This window comes from Bacteroides sp. D2 (assembly GCF_025147085.1).
Lineage (GTDB): Bacteria > Bacteroidota > Bacteroidia > Bacteroidales > Bacteroidaceae > Bacteroides.
The window spans coordinates 5,441,432-5,457,832 of record NZ_CP102261.1; the positions used below are offsets into that span (position 1 = coordinate 5,441,432).

The 16,401-nt window shown below is 43.1% G+C and carries 19 protein-coding genes; 11 read left to right on the top strand and 8 right to left on the bottom strand.

What is annotated here, in order from left to right; all coding sequences use genetic code 11:
- Positions 1-13 precede the first annotated feature (13 nt).
- Positions 14-622, top strand: coding sequence for a thiamine phosphate synthase (locus tag NQ505_RS20440; protein ID WP_004295702.1), 609 nt, complete (start codon positions 14-16; stop codon positions 620-622).
- Between the two features lie 136 nt (positions 623-758).
- On the opposite strand, the gene NQ505_RS20445 is transcribed toward NQ505_RS20440, so the two are convergent.
- The 3 genes from NQ505_RS20445 to NQ505_RS20455 all read right to left on the bottom strand — a co-directional run bounded on the left by NQ505_RS20445 (position 759) and on the right by NQ505_RS20455 (position 3,070).
- Entirely contained in the window at positions 759-1,331 is a 573-nt protein-coding gene (locus NQ505_RS20445) for a porin family protein (protein ID WP_004295701.1), read from the bottom strand.
- A 195-nt stretch (positions 1,332-1,526) separates the two neighbouring features.
- Positions 1,527-2,042 (bottom strand): outer membrane beta-barrel protein, encoded by a 516-nt coding sequence (locus tag NQ505_RS20450; protein ID WP_004295700.1) that lies wholly within the window; start codon positions 2,040-2,042, stop codon positions 1,527-1,529.
- Between the two features lie 569 nt (positions 2,043-2,611).
- Positions 2,612-3,070, bottom strand: coding sequence for a helix-turn-helix domain-containing protein (locus tag NQ505_RS20455; protein WP_008998457.1), 459 nt, complete (start codon positions 3,068-3,070; stop codon positions 2,612-2,614).
- Positions 3,071-3,216: 146 nt separating this feature from the next.
- Between NQ505_RS20455 and NQ505_RS20460 the strand changes: the two genes are divergently transcribed.
- The 8 genes from NQ505_RS20460 to NQ505_RS20495 all read left to right on the top strand — a co-directional run bounded on the left by NQ505_RS20460 (position 3,217) and on the right by NQ505_RS20495 (position 10,288).
- Positions 3,217-3,408 carry a hypothetical protein gene (locus NQ505_RS20460; RefSeq protein ID WP_008998458.1) on the top strand — a complete coding sequence of 64 codons (192 nt, stop codon included), beginning with the start codon at positions 3,217-3,219 and terminating at the stop codon, positions 3,406-3,408.
- A 21-nt stretch (positions 3,409-3,429) separates the two neighbouring features.
- The gene (locus NQ505_RS20465; protein ID WP_008998459.1) at positions 3,430-3,723 is read left to right on the top strand and encodes a hypothetical protein; all 294 of its coding nucleotides are present in this window, start codon (positions 3,430-3,432) and stop codon (positions 3,721-3,723) included.
- A gap of 119 nt (positions 3,724-3,842) precedes the next feature.
- Complete coding sequence (locus NQ505_RS20470) at positions 3,843-4,046, top strand: hypothetical protein (RefSeq protein WP_082099873.1); 204 nt, start codon at positions 3,843-3,845, stop codon at positions 4,044-4,046.
- Positions 4,043-7,315 carry a DNA primase gene (dnaG, locus tag NQ505_RS20475; RefSeq protein WP_008998460.1) on the top strand — a complete coding sequence of 1,091 codons (3,273 nt, stop codon included), beginning with the start codon at positions 4,043-4,045 and terminating at the stop codon, positions 7,313-7,315. Before NQ505_RS20470 ends, dnaG begins: the two co-directional genes overlap by 4 nt.
- 33 nt (positions 7,316-7,348) lie before the next feature.
- Positions 7,349-7,687 carry a hypothetical protein gene (locus tag NQ505_RS20480; RefSeq protein WP_008998461.1) on the top strand — a complete coding sequence of 113 codons (339 nt, stop codon included), beginning with the start codon at positions 7,349-7,351 and terminating at the stop codon, positions 7,685-7,687.
- Between the two features lie 151 nt (positions 7,688-7,838).
- Complete coding sequence (locus NQ505_RS20485) at positions 7,839-8,813, top strand: type IV toxin-antitoxin system AbiEi family antitoxin (protein WP_008998462.1); 975 nt, start codon at positions 7,839-7,841, stop codon at positions 8,811-8,813.
- Positions 8,814-8,949: 136 nt separating this feature from the next.
- The gene (locus NQ505_RS20490) at positions 8,950-9,675 is read left to right on the top strand and encodes a hypothetical protein (RefSeq protein WP_232292990.1); all 726 of its coding nucleotides are present in this window, start codon (positions 8,950-8,952) and stop codon (positions 9,673-9,675) included.
- Positions 9,665-10,288 (top strand): PP2C family protein-serine/threonine phosphatase, encoded by a 624-nt coding sequence (locus NQ505_RS20495; RefSeq protein ID WP_008998464.1) that lies wholly within the window; start codon positions 9,665-9,667, stop codon positions 10,286-10,288. Before NQ505_RS20490 ends, NQ505_RS20495 begins: the two co-directional genes overlap by 11 nt.
- Positions 10,289-10,408: 120 nt before the next feature.
- Here NQ505_RS20495 and NQ505_RS20500 read toward each other — a convergent pair whose 3' ends face one another.
- Both NQ505_RS20500 and NQ505_RS20505 read right to left on the bottom strand, forming a co-directional pair.
- Positions 10,409-10,897: an SLOG family protein gene (locus NQ505_RS20500; protein WP_008998465.1), complete on the bottom strand. Its 489-nt coding sequence runs from the start codon at positions 10,895-10,897 to the stop codon at positions 10,409-10,411.
- Positions 10,898-10,899: 2 nt separating this feature from the next.
- Positions 10,900-11,466, bottom strand: a complete 567-nt coding sequence (locus NQ505_RS20505; protein ID WP_008998466.1) for a ribonucleotide-diphosphate reductase subunit alpha — start codon at positions 11,464-11,466, stop codon at positions 10,900-10,902.
- Positions 11,467-12,162: 696 nt separating this feature from the next.
- Here NQ505_RS20505 and NQ505_RS20510 point away from each other — a divergent pair.
- Entirely contained in the window at positions 12,163-12,399 is a 237-nt protein-coding gene (locus tag NQ505_RS20510) for a helix-turn-helix domain-containing protein (RefSeq protein WP_008998467.1), read from the top strand.
- 439 nt (positions 12,400-12,838) lie between these two features.
- Here NQ505_RS20510 and NQ505_RS20515 read toward each other — a convergent pair whose 3' ends face one another.
- Positions 12,839-13,198 carry a hypothetical protein gene (locus tag NQ505_RS20515; protein WP_008998468.1) on the bottom strand — a complete coding sequence of 120 codons (360 nt, stop codon included), beginning with the start codon at positions 13,196-13,198 and terminating at the stop codon, positions 12,839-12,841.
- Positions 13,199-13,977: 779 nt separating this feature from the next.
- Here NQ505_RS20515 and NQ505_RS20520 point away from each other — a divergent pair.
- Positions 13,978-14,307 (top strand): hypothetical protein, encoded by a 330-nt coding sequence (locus NQ505_RS20520; protein WP_198286882.1) that lies wholly within the window; start codon positions 13,978-13,980, stop codon positions 14,305-14,307.
- Positions 14,308-14,320: 13 nt separating this feature from the next.
- Here NQ505_RS20520 and NQ505_RS20525 read toward each other — a convergent pair whose 3' ends face one another.
- Positions 14,321-14,854, bottom strand: coding sequence for a Mov34/MPN/PAD-1 family protein (locus NQ505_RS20525; protein ID WP_083852301.1), 534 nt, complete (start codon positions 14,852-14,854; stop codon positions 14,321-14,323).
- On the bottom strand, positions 14,758-16,287 hold the full coding sequence (locus NQ505_RS20530; protein ID WP_157179065.1) for an E2/UBC family protein: 1,530 nt from the start codon (positions 16,285-16,287) through the stop codon (positions 14,758-14,760). Before NQ505_RS20530 ends, NQ505_RS20525 begins: the two co-directional genes overlap by 97 nt.
- Positions 16,288-16,401 lie beyond the last annotated feature (114 nt).

A 16,401-nucleotide genomic window follows, 5' to 3' on the forward strand; every position in this document is an offset into this window, starting at 1 on the left:
TTTAACAAAAGAAATGAAACTAATTGTAGTTACCACCCCTACCTTCTTCGTCGAAGAAGATAAGATTATTACCGCTCTTTTCGAAGAGGGGCTGGATGTCCTACATCTTAGGAAGCCGGAAACTCCGGCTATGTATTCGGAACGGCTATTGACACTTATTCCGGATAAATATCACCGCCGTATCGTCACGCATGAACATTTCTATTTGAAAGAAGAATTTAATCTGATGGGGATCCACCTGAATGCACGTAATCCCAAAGAGCCGCATGATTATTATGGTCACATCAGCTGTTCGTGCCATTCAGTGGAGGAGGTAAAAAACAGAAAGCATTTTTACGACTATGTTTTTATGAGTCCTATTTATGATAGTATCTCTAAAGTGAATTACTATTCAACATATACTGCCGAAGAATTGCGTGAAGCACAAAGAGCCAAAATTATCGATTCGAAAGTGATGGCATTGGGAGGTATCAATGAAGATAATTTGCTGGAGATTAAAGATTTCGGTTTCGGAGGAGCTGTCGTATTAGGAGATCTTTGGAACAAATTCGACGCCTGTCAGGATCAGAACTATTTAGCCGTAATCGAGCACTTTAAAAAGTTGAAAAAGCTATCAGATTAATAAAAAGCCGATAGTAAACTGACTGTACATTCCTATTGTATATCCAATAAAGGAAATGACTTTCTCAATCATAAAATAAAAAAGCCGCCGCGAATTGTCTTCCGCAACGGCTTTCTGTATTTTCGGTGTTTTCTTATCAGAACTTATATCCCACGATAATAGAGAAGTTCATGTTTTTAGGATTACCAACTTTTTCCACATCAACCAGACCAAATTGACCATCCAAGCCTGCAATGATTCTACCAAATTCCAATGCAACTCCTACACCAAGACCTGCATCAAAACGCTTCAAAGCATCATCACCAAAAGTGTCGACTTTACGTTCTGTGTCATTACCTAAGTCAAACTTTGTTTTACCGGCAATACCACAAGCAAAATAAGGACCTGCATTCACCACCAGATTAGTATTATCTGCTACATTGAAACGTGCAGCAGCCATTACTGGCAATTCCAAATACATTGCATTAATGCTATTGCCATCTTTCTTTGCACCTTTACTAGTTAAGAATAATGAAGGTTGCAGTGACCATGTATCAGTAAAAGCATATTCAAAACCTCCACCAAGTTTGAATCCAACCTTTGCATTCAGATCAAGATCACCGGTGTAATTACTAAAGTTCATACCTACTTTGGCATTCCAACCTGTAATTTGAGAGAAACCTGCCACTGAAATCAGTGCAAATAAAACAAACAAAACACTCTTCTTCATAATTTTAAAGTTTTAAATTAATACTAAAGGTTTCTATTAACCTCATTGTTTAACAATACAAATGTATAATTGTAATTTGTATTAAACAACTTTTTCGTTAACAAGTGCGCAATTTATAGAGATTATACATAAAAAAAGGGAATTCCCTATTTTTGAGAACTCCCTTTCCTAATTTGTTGATTTGTTTTCTTCTTATTAGAATGCGTAATGGAAACCAATTGAAAGATCTTCACTAGTAAGTTCAAGACCAAAAGAATCTCCAAGCGTATTTATATTTCTACGATATCCCAGGAAACCATACTTGGCAATGAAAGAGAAGTGATCGTTCAATTTAACAGCAATACCCGGTCTAAGTCCCACTTGTCCGGCTTTAGTAGTGTCTCCGTCTTTAACCTTCACGAAGCCGAGAGCAGCAGTTCCGTCCAGAAACAGGCGAACCGCACCGGTTTCACAGTAAGACCAACGAATGTATGGAGCAACAATTACTGAATTCTTTGTTAGTCCACCATTATAATTATGTGAATAATCCAATTCAGCACCCAATGCCCATGTTTCATTAAAGTTGTATCCAACTTCCGGAGCAACTTTAAAAGAAGTAGTGTTGCCTGTGCTGTTACGCCAAACGTTCAAAGATCCGCCTACGTAAATGTCTTGTGCTTTTACAGCGATAGTTGCTAACATTACAACTACCAATAATAAACCCTTTTTCATTTTCTTTGTTTTTTTAAATTAAACGTTAGACCCCAATTCGGTCGATTTCTGGGGTGCAAATGTAAAGCTGTTTTTATGATTAAACAAACATTTAGTTAGTTTTTTATAATAAATACCAAATAAATATTGGGTGGTAAACGGACATCAATACCCAACAGGCATAAAATAAAATAGACTGCAAATACTTTCACAAGTATTTACAGTCTATTTATCAGATAGTTAAGTACCTAACCAGCGTATTTGACTATCCTTCTATTGCTGCCTGCGCCCCACTTCAACACTATTGATTTTCAATGACTTCAGCCATTTTCGTAAGTGTTTTGTAAGTGGTTTGTGGCCTTTTCTATGTTTATTTGATGAAGATGTGATTTAATCCTTCTATTGCTGCTTGCGCCCCTCTAATACTATACTGATAACCAATATATTTGAGGGCTTTCGTCAGTGTTTCGTAAGTCAAACTTTTGTTGGATACTATAACAAAGACATGTGTAGCAGCAGAAGAGCTAATTATTGTAGCATTGTAACGGAAAAGGGTGCTACATAATTATATTGTTATTGCGTAAGAGTTTCTATTCCCTCCTTTCTTTTAAGAGTTCTATAATGGCGTCTTTATCCTTCATGTTGGCTACAAGACCTGCGATTTGTTCTTTTAATAACTGATTTTCTCGCTTCTCGTGCTCTAAATCACTTTGGACTTCTTTCAATTCTCCTTTGACTTTCTCCAGCTGTGCCAATAATGCAGCATCACCGATGAGATTATTGGCATCACCTTCTAAAGATATAGCGGAGAGATAAGCTGAAATCTGCTGGGTATGTAGTGGGCAAAACAGACTGAAGAAGTTGAAATTGAGTTCCTGACAGACTTTGACGAGTCGTTTAGTCTCCATGGTGTCACGCTCCAAAATACGGTTCACATGTTGTTGGGGCACACCAATTCTACGCCCAAACTCAGACTTACTAAGCTTGAGTTTTTCGCGTTGTTCATCAATCGCTTTGCCTATATGGACGTCATTTACGGGTATATTCATATATTAAACATCAAAAATTGAACATCAGTTGAATAATAATCAAACAAATATTTGGCTATCTAAACCATTTTATGTTACTTTGCGCTTGTTGACAGCAGCTATTCCAAGCGCAAAGTTAAACATTAAATATTAAACATCAAACAATTATGGAAGAAAAAGTAGAAAAAATTCGTCCTGCGCTCATGGCACTCGAAGTTGGTCAAGAAATCAACTTCCCCATTACACGATTGAAAAGCGTCCGTACACAAGCTTCCGAGCTGGGTGTAATGTATAGTCGCCAGTTCAAAACCAGAACCGACAAGGTGAACCACCTCATCATTGTCCGGCGAGTATCTTAGGCCTGAACTCTTGATAGGCCTATGCAATTCTTGCAGTTTTTGGACCACTTAATTCCCTATGATACATTCCTTAACGATTTGGCAGCAAGGGTGGTAAAGCTGCTCAAATCAGACAAAGACGACCCGGAGTTTATCAGCCAGCGCAAAGCTTATGAAATGTTTGGTCGTCGGAATGTGGAACGATGGAGACGCCAAGGGAAGGTGCAATGCTATAAGCGCCCTGGTAAAGTGGAGTATCGAACAGCCGATTTGCGCTTGTTGCAGCGCACCGTTCAGGACTATTTTGATGATTCCCCATCAAAGGATAAGAAGTAATGGATATATTGGTTGTTTTTGCAAACAATATAGTGGCTATATAAATGCGAAGCAGTTCCTACTATATAGTTGCATTTAAATATCAATTTTAGGGACTGCTGCATCATATAGTAGGTAAAATGAAAGAGTTAAAGCCAACTTGCGACCCCAATGGAGTCTATTCGGTGAAGCGAACCTGTGCTGAGTTGGGTATCAGCCACAAGACGCTTCGCAAGTACAAGAAGAGTGGCTATATCAAGCCACTTAACCCAGATAATGTTTGCCGCCCCAAATATTCCGGTCAGTCCATCATCGACTGCTGGACTTTACTGACAACATTATGATTAGCGAAACCACTATCAATAAAGTGAGAGACCTCGACATTAAAGAGGTACTTGAACCATACGTCACGCTAACCAAAAAAGGTGTGGCGCTGATAGGTCTGTGCCCGTTTCATTCGGAAAATACGGCTTCATTTAAGGTCAATCCTCAGAAGAATCTCTATCATTGCTTCGGTTGTGGCCGTGGTGGCGACGCTATCACCTTCATCATGGAGAAAGAAAATCTCTCCTTCATGGAAGCGGTACTGTTCATCGCCAAGAAGCACAATATCGAGATAGAATATGTGGATGAAAAGCAAACGGAGGATCAGAAAGCTGAAGCCAAACATCGGGAATCTTTGTTGATTGTGCTGGATCATGTTCAGCGTTTCTTTCAAGAAAACATGAGAATCAACACGAATGACGAATGTCGGGCAGCCAGAGACTATACTTATGGTCGTTGGCCAGAGGAGTTCTGTGCGACATCCGCTATTGGCTATGCCCCCAAGGATAGTCAAGCCTTCCTGGACTTTTGTCGACAAAAAGCACTCAACGAAGAGCTTCTCTTTGAGTTGGGCCTTTTGAAGCGTAGTGAAGATGGCCGTGCCTATGCCATGTTTCGGGAGCGCATTATGATTCCTATCCGCAATCGCTGGGGGCGTATCATCGCTTATACGGCTCGCTATATCGGCAAGAATTCCCAAGCACCTAAGTACATCAACTCGGCTACGAGTATAGTCTATTCCAAAGGCGAAACTTTGTTCGGTATTGACCGTGCCAGTCGTCAGCGTGGAGCGAACTACTTTATCATCGTAGAAGGAGCGCCTGATGTACTGAAGATGCAATCGATTGGCTTTGACAATACAGTAGCTTCACTCGGTACCGCATGGACAGAGGAGCAGTTTGAGCAGTTGAAAAAATTCACGTCCTCCGTCTGCTTTGTTCCAGACTCCGATGTGGCCTTAGACAAATTTTATGGCCCCGGTTTTGAGGCTGTCATGGCCAATGGCGCTTCGGCTATCAAGAAAGGTTTTCATGTAACCGTTCGAGAGCTTCCTTTTGCCCAAGCACCGATGACAGATGAAGAGTTGCAGAATCTGTATGCTGATAGTGAAGTTCCTGAAGATGCGCCAAGAATGAAGCCCGTCAAGAACGATGCGGATAGCTTTATCCATTGTCGAGAGGATTATACCTCCCTAACAGAAAAGCATTTCATCGTTTGGCTGGCTCAGAAGCGCTTCTTTGTAGCAGGTTCACTGATGGAAGAGCGCAAATGTGTGGCAGAAATAGCCGATTTGCTTCGCTATGTCAAAGACCAATTGGTGTTCGATCAATGTATCGAACAGCTGGCCAAGCTACATGGCAAGGTAAAACTCTGGCGGGATGCCGTTTCGCAAGCTCGCGGAGAAGCCCGAAAGCGAAATGAGAAGCAGACGGGCATGAACGACCAGCAGCGAGAGGCTGAATTGCTACGACAGTTTGGCCTGTTCGTGCGCGACCATTGTTACTATGCGATTGGCGACGAGGACGAAGATCCGTCTCGCATCTCCAATTTCATCATGGAACCGCTCTTTCATATCGAGGATGAGAGTAATGGCACTCGCATCTTCCGCCTGCGCAATATGTACAATGTATGCCGCGTCATCGAGCTAAAGGAGTCTGAGCTTTGCTCTTTGAGTAACTTCCAGCAGAAAGCTGGTTCGTTGGGCAACTACGTGTGGCTGGCCAAGATTGATAAGCTCAATCGCGTCAAGGAATATCTTTATTCCAAGACAGATACGGCAGAGCGCATTCGAAAACTGGGTTGGAACGACATCGAAGGCTTCTTTGCTTTTGGCAATGGTTTGTGGTTTGATGGAAGCTTCAAGGCGGTCGATGAGTTGGGCATTGTACGAGGCATCAACGACAAAGCCTTCTATATTCCGGCCACCTCAAAGATTTACATTCACAACCAGGAAATTTTCCAATTCGAGCGTCTGATGGTACATGAAAACCGAAATGGTGTCAAATTATACGACTTTGTAGCCAGACTCACCGAAGTGTTTGGAGAGAACGCTCGTGTCGCCTTCTCCTACCTCCTATCGACCTTGTTTCGCGACATCATCTTCCGCCGTACCCGCCATTTCCCAATACTTAACCTCTTTGGTGAAAAAGGCACTGGTAAGACCACCTTGGCTACTTCCCTCCAGTCGTTCTTCCTGCATGGCATCGACCCTCCTAACCTGGGTGTAACGTCGGTTCCTGCTATGAACGACCGTGTTTCACAAGCAATCAATACCCTGGTGGTGCTGGATGAGTACAAGAACGACCTCGACCTCCGAAAGATAGCCTACCTCAAAGGACTTTGGGGTGGCGGTGGCCAGACCAAGAAGAATACCAATACCGATGGCATGGCTGCTCAAACCATTGTCACTACCGGCGTGGCACTATGTGGACAGGACAAACCAACGCAAGATATGGCACTCTACACCCGTGTCATCTTTTTGGCTTTCACAAAAACCTCCTTCAATCAGCTGGAAAAACGTCACTATGAGGATTTGGTCTCGTTGTGCAACTTGGGCCTTACCCATCTCACCATCGAGGTCTTATCTCATCGAGAATTATTCGAGAAGAACTTTCCCGAAATCTACAGCATCACGAAGCGTGAGCTGGCTACGAAGTTGGATCAAGAGGTGATTCACGACCGCATCTTCGGCAATTGGCTGATACCCTTGGCCACTTTCCGGACCGTGGAAACGGTAATAGAGGTACCTTTCAGCTTCACTGAATTATTCGACACCACTATTCGAGGAATGCGCAATCAGAATGAGCTGGCACAAGAGAGTTCCGAGGTGGCCGACTTCTGGAGTATGCTGCAGGGCTTCCAAACTTCAGGAAAATGTATCGACCGAGCACATTACCGCATTCGCTATATGAAGTCTTTCCGTCCGCTGAACGTCAAGGAGGACATCGAATTTCAAGAAGCTCGCCCCATCCTCTACCTGAATACAGCAGCCGTAGCTTCGCTCTTCAATAGCCGAAACATGAATGCCACGGCCAACCGTTCCAACTGGTCCACCATCATCTCCTACCTCAAGTCCCATGCGTCCTACCTGGGCTTGAAACAGGACCGCTTCACCATTCTCCTGCCCAGCGGTATGCCCGACTTTTCTATCGACATCGTGAATGGTCAGCAGGTAAAGCATGTGAAGGTCAATCGTCCCAAAGCGCTCTGCTTCGACTATTTGCAGTTGAAGGAGATGTTTGGTCTGGATTTGGAAACAGAAGTGGTTGTGGATGATCAAGATGAATGAGTAAACCATGTATCACCATTAAAACAAAGAATCATGTCAAGAAAGAAATTAACTCCTGCGCAAATTCGAGAACGCTTTACAGCCCAAGGTGCGGCCATTGCCGCCATGGTAGAATTTGCCAAAGACCAATGGTCGGGCTATAAGCCTACGAAAAAGCAGACCGAAGAGGTCAATCACTACATTGAATTACTCCATGGCGATTCACTCAAATACGCAAGGACACCCGAAGATGTGTACTTTTGGCGAGAAGTCGTCACTCATAATGTCGCATCAGACTGCAACGACTATCTGGAAGAAGAGGAATGGCAGAAAGCCCAAGATGCTTTGAGTAAGATAACCAAAGACCAGAAGTATTATGTGCCTGAGCAATAGGTGTGTTCATGAAAGCAGCAGTGTTCACGAATTTGTGAACACTCTATAAATAGTGAACAAAAAGTTTGGCTAGTCGGAAATTGTTCACTAAATTTGCAGTGTTCACAAATTCGTGAACACTCTATAAATAGTGAACAAAAGAATAAAAAATATGGGAACCGACTATCAGGAACTGCTCCACGATGCTATCCACCGATTGAAGGTAGCAACGGGTAATGAGAGAATAACCACTGATGCTTTGCCACAAACGGTAAGCATCAATGGCACAAGATTTCATTGCATCGTAAAAAAGACCATTAGCAATGCCAATATCCTCTCAACTATTGATACCTTGAAAGCTGAAAGTGCCCTCAAAAAGGTGCCTGTGCTTTTAATCACCAATCACTTATATGAAAAATTGGCCAATCAATTGGCTGACAACCATATCAGTTGGGTGGATAAAGCTGGAAACTGCGACATTAGACACGAGAACCTGACAATGAAGGTTGTGGGCCAGAAAGGCAGCGCAGAAACCAAGGTAACAGCTACGGGTAAAATCAATGAGGCAAGCATGAAACTTATCCTGTTCTTTCTGCAACACCCTGATACCATCAATCTCTCCTATCGTGAGATTCAAGAGAAGGTGGGCTACTCACTAGGTACCATCACCAAGGCTTTTGACTTACTGAAAGCGAACAATTACCTTGCGCAGACAGAAAAAGGAAGAAAGATTGCCATGCGAGAGGAACTGATTGAATGGTGGCAACAACAATACAATGAGTTCTTGAAGCCTAAATTGTTGGTCAACCGAATGGCTTTTCGTTCGCCGGAGGCAAGAAAGCATTGGAAAGAGATAGAGTTACCCCTTGGAGTCTATTGGGGTGGCGACTGTGGAGCCAATTTACTGGATGGCTATTTGATTCCCGGAGAGTTCGAACTTTACTCAGATGTAGTCAGCACCATGCTTCTAAAAACCGGAGCGGTGATGCCCGACCCTCAGGGAGAGATAAAGATTTACAAGAAATTTTGGATAGGAGAAAGTGATGAACGCTTGGCACCTGCCTTAGTGATTTACGCCGACTTGATGGGAACGGGTGATAGCCGTTGCCGTGAAGCTGCTTTAAGAATCAAAGAAAATGGAATTTAAACTTACACGAGAGCAATTGCAAAATGACTTACTCTATGACGCTTTGTGTGCATTGAGTAAGGTGATGAACGACTTACAGCTAGAGGTGTTCATCGTGGGCGCTTTGGCAAGAGACATCGCCATGGAAATCCTCAAGATGCCACCTTCGCCTCGAAGAACGGCCGATCTCGATGTGGCCATCACCCTCAAAGACTGGAGTCAGTTTGAGCTACTAAAGGAACACTTGTTGAAGAATCATTTCATCAAAGGTGAGCCTAAACAACGCTTCTACTATCAAGGGGAAGATGGTAATAATGACTACGAGATTGACATCGTACCCTTCGGGGAACTTGAAGCGGACGAGAAAGTGGCTTGGCCTCCTGAGGGAAATCCCGAAATGTCGGTTAAGTGCTTCAAGGACGTCATGAACATCGCCGATACGGTGGTCATTGATGATGCCATTGCCGTGAAGATGGCTCCCTTATCAGGTCAATTTCTTATTAAGTTTGATACTTGGTTGGATAGACATCTGCTCACCGATAAAGATGCCTCCGATATGCTCTATATCATGGACAACTTCTATTTGGCCTATGTTTCGTTCAAACAGCCCGTACCAGATGACGTGGAAGAAGAAAGCGAAGATTTTGACCTGCTGACAGGTGGTGCCAAATGGATTGCTTGTGAAATGCGTGAGTTCCTTTCCAAAGAGCATCTTCAATTCTATATTGACCAATTGCAGGAGCAAATTGCATTGGATGAGAACAGTCCTTTGTTGCGAGCTATGAGCAGCAAATATCCCGCAAGCAATGGTCATATGATGCTTAAGAAAACGCTCATTGGAATGACTAACGTACTACGAAAGGGAATAAAAGATGAGGATTGATAGTTTCTCTGCCGAAGGCAAGCTTTACCCTAATGAGGACAGTCTGTGCGTATGCCAAGTATCTCCCAATCAAGTAGTAGCAGTTTTGGCAGATGGTATGGGAGGACTGAGCTTTGGAAAAGAAGCAGCTGACCTCATCGTTCATGCAGTTTCTGAGTATATTTGCGAGAATCTGGGTAGAAACTCTATTCAAGAACTGATTGGCAAGGCATTGGAACATGCAGATCGAATCATCGCCCAAAGGAGTAAAGAAATGCATAGTAAGATGGGTGCTGCTGTAGCTCTTGTTTTCGTAGATAGTAACACCGTACATTTTACTTGGCTCGGAAATGTGCGAATCTATTTCTCCGAACAAGCAGAAGCAAAGCTTCTCACTACCGACCATAGCTTGGATGCAGGATATGGTAAACAACTGCTGACTCGATGCATCAAAGGTAAGGGAGTGAGACCGGATTGGCCCTATCAAGTATTGTCTGTAAAGGCGGGAAGTAAGCTCATACTTTGCACGGATGGGCTATACAAGCAATTAGATTTGGAACGACTGTTTACGGCAGCACTCCCCATCCTTGAGGAGTTTGAGGATGACGCTTCGATGATCAGGGTAGAAATCTAAGAATATCATCTCCTATATAGCAAATTAAAGTGCGATTTCTGCGGATTTTCTGCAAGAATCGCACTTTAATTTTCAAAACGAAGGGTTATGGCTTGCCCATACAGTCCTCACCCCTCCGCCTCAAAACAGATTCTCCACCTTCATTCCACATAGCTTGGCTTTCTTACAAGTATAATACGTGCCACCTTTGGGCTGGCCATTAAAGTAGGCTATTACCTGGTGGGTATGCTCCAGCAGATAGTCGTTCCTGCGAAGCAAGCAACCAGGATAATAGTTCACGCTCAGCACTACCACTTCATCCGCTTGACTGAGCAACTGATGATACCGTTTCCGCTCGATGGCACTCCATCGGCACGCTTGGCCACTGAAGGGGACGACTGCCACTAATCGGATGTTGGGCAAGTCTTCCTTGAGAGAAAGAACTGCCTCTGCGGCCAAACTGTCGAAGCCAATGGCCATGCCGCATAAGAAACGGCGGTTGCCGTTAGCATAAGCCAAAGAGACGGCTGCTTTGAGTCGTCTTCTCACTTCTCCCTGAAGGGGCACCGGAATAGTCCGATGCCCTGTGAAGGCTACTGATTGAGCCTTTAAATACAATCCTTTGTCCATATTCATTTAACTTTATAATGGGTCTTTGCCAAGAAGATGCCGCCAAGTACATTTCCACCAAAGCTTTCGAGCTGAATGGCAAATGTAGCGTAACTGATGCCACGTGTAATGATGTCATCAAATGCTACGATGGTCTTGCCATTGAACCACTCTTCGTCGAACTCGATGATGTTCACCTTGCGGATTTCCTTCTCGGCCTTGCGATTCTCGTGAATGGCCAAACGCTCGCCACACACTCTTACATGTTCATAGCCGTTGATGGCTCCGGTCAGTTCACAAACTCGCTCACAAAAAGCCTTGTAGCGGAGTTCGTTCTTCTGAGGGGTGGATGCCGGTACCGGTGTAAAGACGATGGTGGAACACGCTGCGCCATACTGCTGCTTCATGCTTTCAGCCGTTAGTTGAGCCACCTCTTCATGGGCCACTCCGTCCTTGAACTTATATACCCGAGTTCTATCGGAGACCTCTTTCTCACCGACATTACGAATACGTTTGGGGAAATACTTGCAAAACCAAGTCTGAGGTTTCGCCAACTGCTTTCTGATGTTTTCTGCTACTTGTGGTGCCATACGCTCTGATTATTTTCCCTCTTGTTTCAGCTTTTCAGCTGGCCCAAGAGATATTTTTGCTTTTCCAGAGTGCAGGCAGACGGCATGTAGGCAAATTATAGAGCAGAAAATACGCTCTGCTTGACAGAGGAAGATTTTCTACTCGAATTTGACGTTTGCTGTTGGCGGCACTTCCTTTGCAAAACATATCCGCAGCGGCACAGATGAACACATGAGTAGGTATCAAACCTCTTTTCTCAGAAAATAATATGCGTACATTTCAGAGTTGCTATCGTTGACAAAGCACAAACCATTATGTATCAATATCTTTCATCACAAAGACATGGTTGACAAACGTTGACAAGCGTTGATGAAAATCCGTCCAAAGAAAAAATGCCGTGCCAAGCGTTGACAAACTCTGGCCTATCTATATCTACTCTTTTTTCAAGAAGAAAGAAGAAATAACTGATATACAGCGGCTTTCGTCAGGCCTCACAGCCTGCAATCATCGGCATCAACCGTGTCAACGCAGTCAACCCTCCAGCATATGCCTTTCTCATACTCACACAATAAACCTCATCACCTTTATCAATCCTCACCATCAGCATACGGCCACATATTCCTACAAGTTCCCACTAAAGCACTGATTCTCCAATATTTAACGTCTCGTATCGCTTCCCAATCCTCCTTACCTTTACCTTAAAAAGCAGAAAGCGTATGATGAATAGATGTCGTAACTTCATGGAGATTGTTCCTGAGCGGCTTTACTCGGTGAGTGAAGCCGCCCGATTACTGGGTGTACATCGTTGCACCATCTATACGTATATCAGCCTTCCAGAGCGACCCTTGCCTTTCATGCGACTACCGCAGAGCGACCGGCTTTCGTTTCAAGGCACCGAACTAATAGCTTTCAAATCAGCAGGACTCCCCAAGAAGGGGCGCAAGCGCAAGTGAGCCTACCGATAAACAGAAGGCCAACTGCTGCACCCTCTGCCGGATGTCTTCCATATCGGCTACTGCCTGATGGTACCTCGATGGTGCTACAGCCCCTGTTTGAATCATCCATTCCTCGGCACAAGCGGAAGGGTCGATGCTGTAAGCCAGCGAGAAGACTTCATCCGCCAAGGTTTGACAGTCCTCTTCATTGGGCGAAGTCACCGTAAAACAGAACGGCACACCGCTCAACGTCTTCCGATGAAAGTCGAAGCACCAGGCATTCTGTTTCCATTGAATTATTGCATTTCATCCCAACTGGGAGGCAATGCGCATCACATCTTCATTTCTCATTTTCAAAGTGTTGAATTATCATTTGACCTACTATATATGATATAGCGGCCTGCCTTGTCCGAGATGGATCAGACAGGCCGCGATTGCTAATGGGCTGCGCACGATACTATTTCAACCTTGCCAGAAAAGATTGCAGCCGTTTATCCTGAAGGAGCTTCAAGGGTGTCGGTGGCAAGTTAGGCTGCTGCCGGACTTGCATAATACCCAAGCCATGCTTCGTCAAATCAACCTTCAAGTCCGAAAGTTCATTGAGCGATACATAACCATATTCATCCTCCGGCATTCCGATGACGATACCAAAGAGTATGGTGTCATTGCCTTCAACTTGGCCTTCAAGAATGTACCAACGAATGGAGCCAAGCACAAAGATGGCACGGCAAATAGCCTCTTTGCCTTTGTTGTCCTGAGAATACAGCGGATAGCCTTTCAAAGCTTCCGCCAATTCTGCTGTCATAAGTCTACACATAACAAACTACTATTTAGTGGTTAAACAATCGTGATTCCGATTCTTTTCCCTTTCGTGAAGCTTTTGAAACTTCAAGGCCGGGAAAGTCGTTTTTCGTGCAGCACTTACTGTGGACTAAAGGGAGAATAAGGCAAATGTGAGGTCAGAGAGCGCAGACGGAATACCCCAATTTCTGAGGAACGAGGAAATTTGTGGAAGGCTGCCGGTAAGCTCTCCGGCCGAAAGCGTAAGCGGCATTTGACGTTTCTCCCGTCCACAGTAGCTTTGCAACGAAAAACGTCACGGCCTTGATGTTCCCAAAGCCTTCAAAAACAAATAGAGCTGACGCGTCACTTCCTTGCGTCCCATGTAATAGGACCAGTGGGAAGTGGCGTGTCAGCTCTGCTCCTGTCCTCCAAACCGCTGTGGCCGATGTGAGAACCTACAAAGTGAAGTGGAGCATTATTTGCGAAACGAAGCCTTGTAGCTTCTCTCTTTGGCCACAGCCTTGGATTTATCCTGCTGACCATCGCAGTCTATCAGCTAAAACTTGCTTGGTGTCGTAGACACGGAGTAAGTCAGCTGGCAGTAATCTTCCAACTTCCACATCGCTTCCGTGCGCCCATGCAGTAGGGCTTGTCGGAAGCGGGGTGAAACTCCTCAAAGGCTCATCTTCATTTGCAGACCAACCATCTAGAAACAAACTCAGCAGCCCTCTATTGCAAGTGCAACCTGCAACAGTAGAGCTGCTGAACTCATATTCCTCACAAACCGCCAGTCTTCCAACCGCTGTGGCCGATGTGAGAACCTACGAAGCGAAGTGGAGCATCTTTATGTCGAAACGTAGCCTTGTAGGTTCTCTCTTTGCCCACAGCCTTGGATTTATCCTGCTGACTATCACAACCTATCAGCTGAAACTTGCTTGGTGTCGCAGACACGGAGTAAGTCAGCTGGTAGTAATCTTCCAACTTCCTCATCGCTTCCGTGCGCCCCATGCAATAGGGCTTGTCGGAAGCGGGATGACCCCCTCCATAGGCTTATCTTCATTTGCAGACCAACCATCCAAAAACAAACTCAGCAGCCCTCTATTGCAAGTGCAACCTGCAACAGTAAAGCTGCTGAACAATTAATTATCTTTTTAAGCTATACAACATCTATCTGTTTGAGTTCACTAAAGTGAGCTCCGTCATAAAGTCCCCAATAAATATGTTTTCTTCCAATTATTGCAAAAAGTACAATATCAAATGGGGATTTAACAGATTCATATATCTTCCTTATAGCCATTTTATCTATTGACGAAGGTTTGGGTATGTCTTCGGGATGTGAATGCCATTCTCCTATATAGGCTCTTGTATGATTGGAGTGCTCAAAATCGTTATGTATAAAATCGTTTGCCAATTTAGCGTCACGAATACATCCTGAGAATGAAGCATATATTTTTTGTGAACACGAAGGAGAAACCCTACTAATCCTATATATTCCATTGTTCGTTTTCGATCCTGTAAAAACGCCACAATCTTCTATGCCGCAAATATTTATTGTCTGCAAGAAATCTATTACATCCTGAGTAACCTCTATCTTTATTGAATCGGAAAGGTTTCTATTTGATATTTTTGCATTTCTGTTTGAAAAATGCCTATTCGTTTTTCTATTGCAATTTGAGTGTTTCCTATCCATCGATAACAAGTTGAAGGTGAGTCTGAATTTATTAAATCACAAATCAATGGGAATATGGCTGATAAGAATAGCATAACATCATTTCCTGAATAAAGAGTATACGAACCGTTACAGCCTGCATCTCTTTTTGTAAAAGCATCTGGGTTCTTATATTCCTCTGGACGAATCAGATTATGCTTATACAATTCGTTTGTAAAGAGCGATTGTAAAGTCCTATCATTATCTAGTTTATTCAGATAAATCATATGTCCAGCTATAGCATAAGGCTCAAACCAGACGATGAATTTTGGAGTAAGAACATTGTGCTTCGTAAACCTTCCAAGCAATTCTAGTTCGGCCATGAGATTGCCCGTACAGAAAAATATTGCTGAGCTCTCTACAAAAGATGAAACGCTACAATCATAACTGCTCCTGCTGATAGCTTGAACATCCATCTCTGGCCTTGTTGATTGTAAGACATTTTTAATAGCTACCGTCTTAAACTGATTAATACTATCAAAGCCAAGTAAATGCCTTCCGATATTATCAATTGTAAACAAATCATTGTCGACAAGAACAAAAGAGGCATCATTATAGCTTCTTAGAAATGAGCATAAATTACTGCCTATGCTGCCACAGCCAACAATCGAAAACTTATAAGGCGTGGAAATGCCACCGCTGGTTCTACCTTCTATCCTATTTTTGTTATAGGCTTTGGCCATGATGCGTGGGATTTTCTTAGTCTTATATATTTTATTAAGGGCCTTTACTGGGGTGAAATAGGTATCTCGAAATCCATTAATTCTCGTATTGATACGTTCAAAATATACTCCACCAAATAAAGAATTATTTGCCAATGGGAATAGAATATTCAAGCAGCCTGTTGTACGTATAAAACGCTCAATTTCGTCTAAATCTACTTGATCTACACAATCTTTTAACCCCTGCCATGTGATGACATATGGTGGGCGTCTTGAAATTGTAAATCTAGGTAAAAATAAAATTTTACCTACGACCACAGAATGAAAATGTTTCCGCACAAATTGAAGATCATTATCATTTACAATCAACTTATTGCCATTGTAATGTTGAAGAATATTTAAGACTTCAATCTTTTCTGGTTGTGTCCCGTATATGATATATCTTGTGTCTACAGTAGATTCATTATTGTAGGATAATGTCCAGTAGCTTTCTACTTCTTGAGTAAAGTCCATAATATTTTGATTATTGATTCCATTACTAATTACTCGTTTTGCCTGTTTTAGGCAACTTAAAATAATCAATTCTGGATATTCTACATTCAAAACAAGATTCTCTTCGAAGATACACAACTTCCTATTTTGATAGTCAATATGAGGAAAATAATCGTATTGACTATCAAAATAATAGAAATCAGGGATTACATAAGGAAAACTATTAGGTATACCAACATATAAATCTATATTGTTGGACATACCTTGTATGTCAACCTCAGTTTTTATATGCCAACATTGAACATACTTTTCTTTTTTGATATTGGGTATGTTTGGAATTACTTCGACAAAATCCTGTTCGAAGATTTTGTCGAA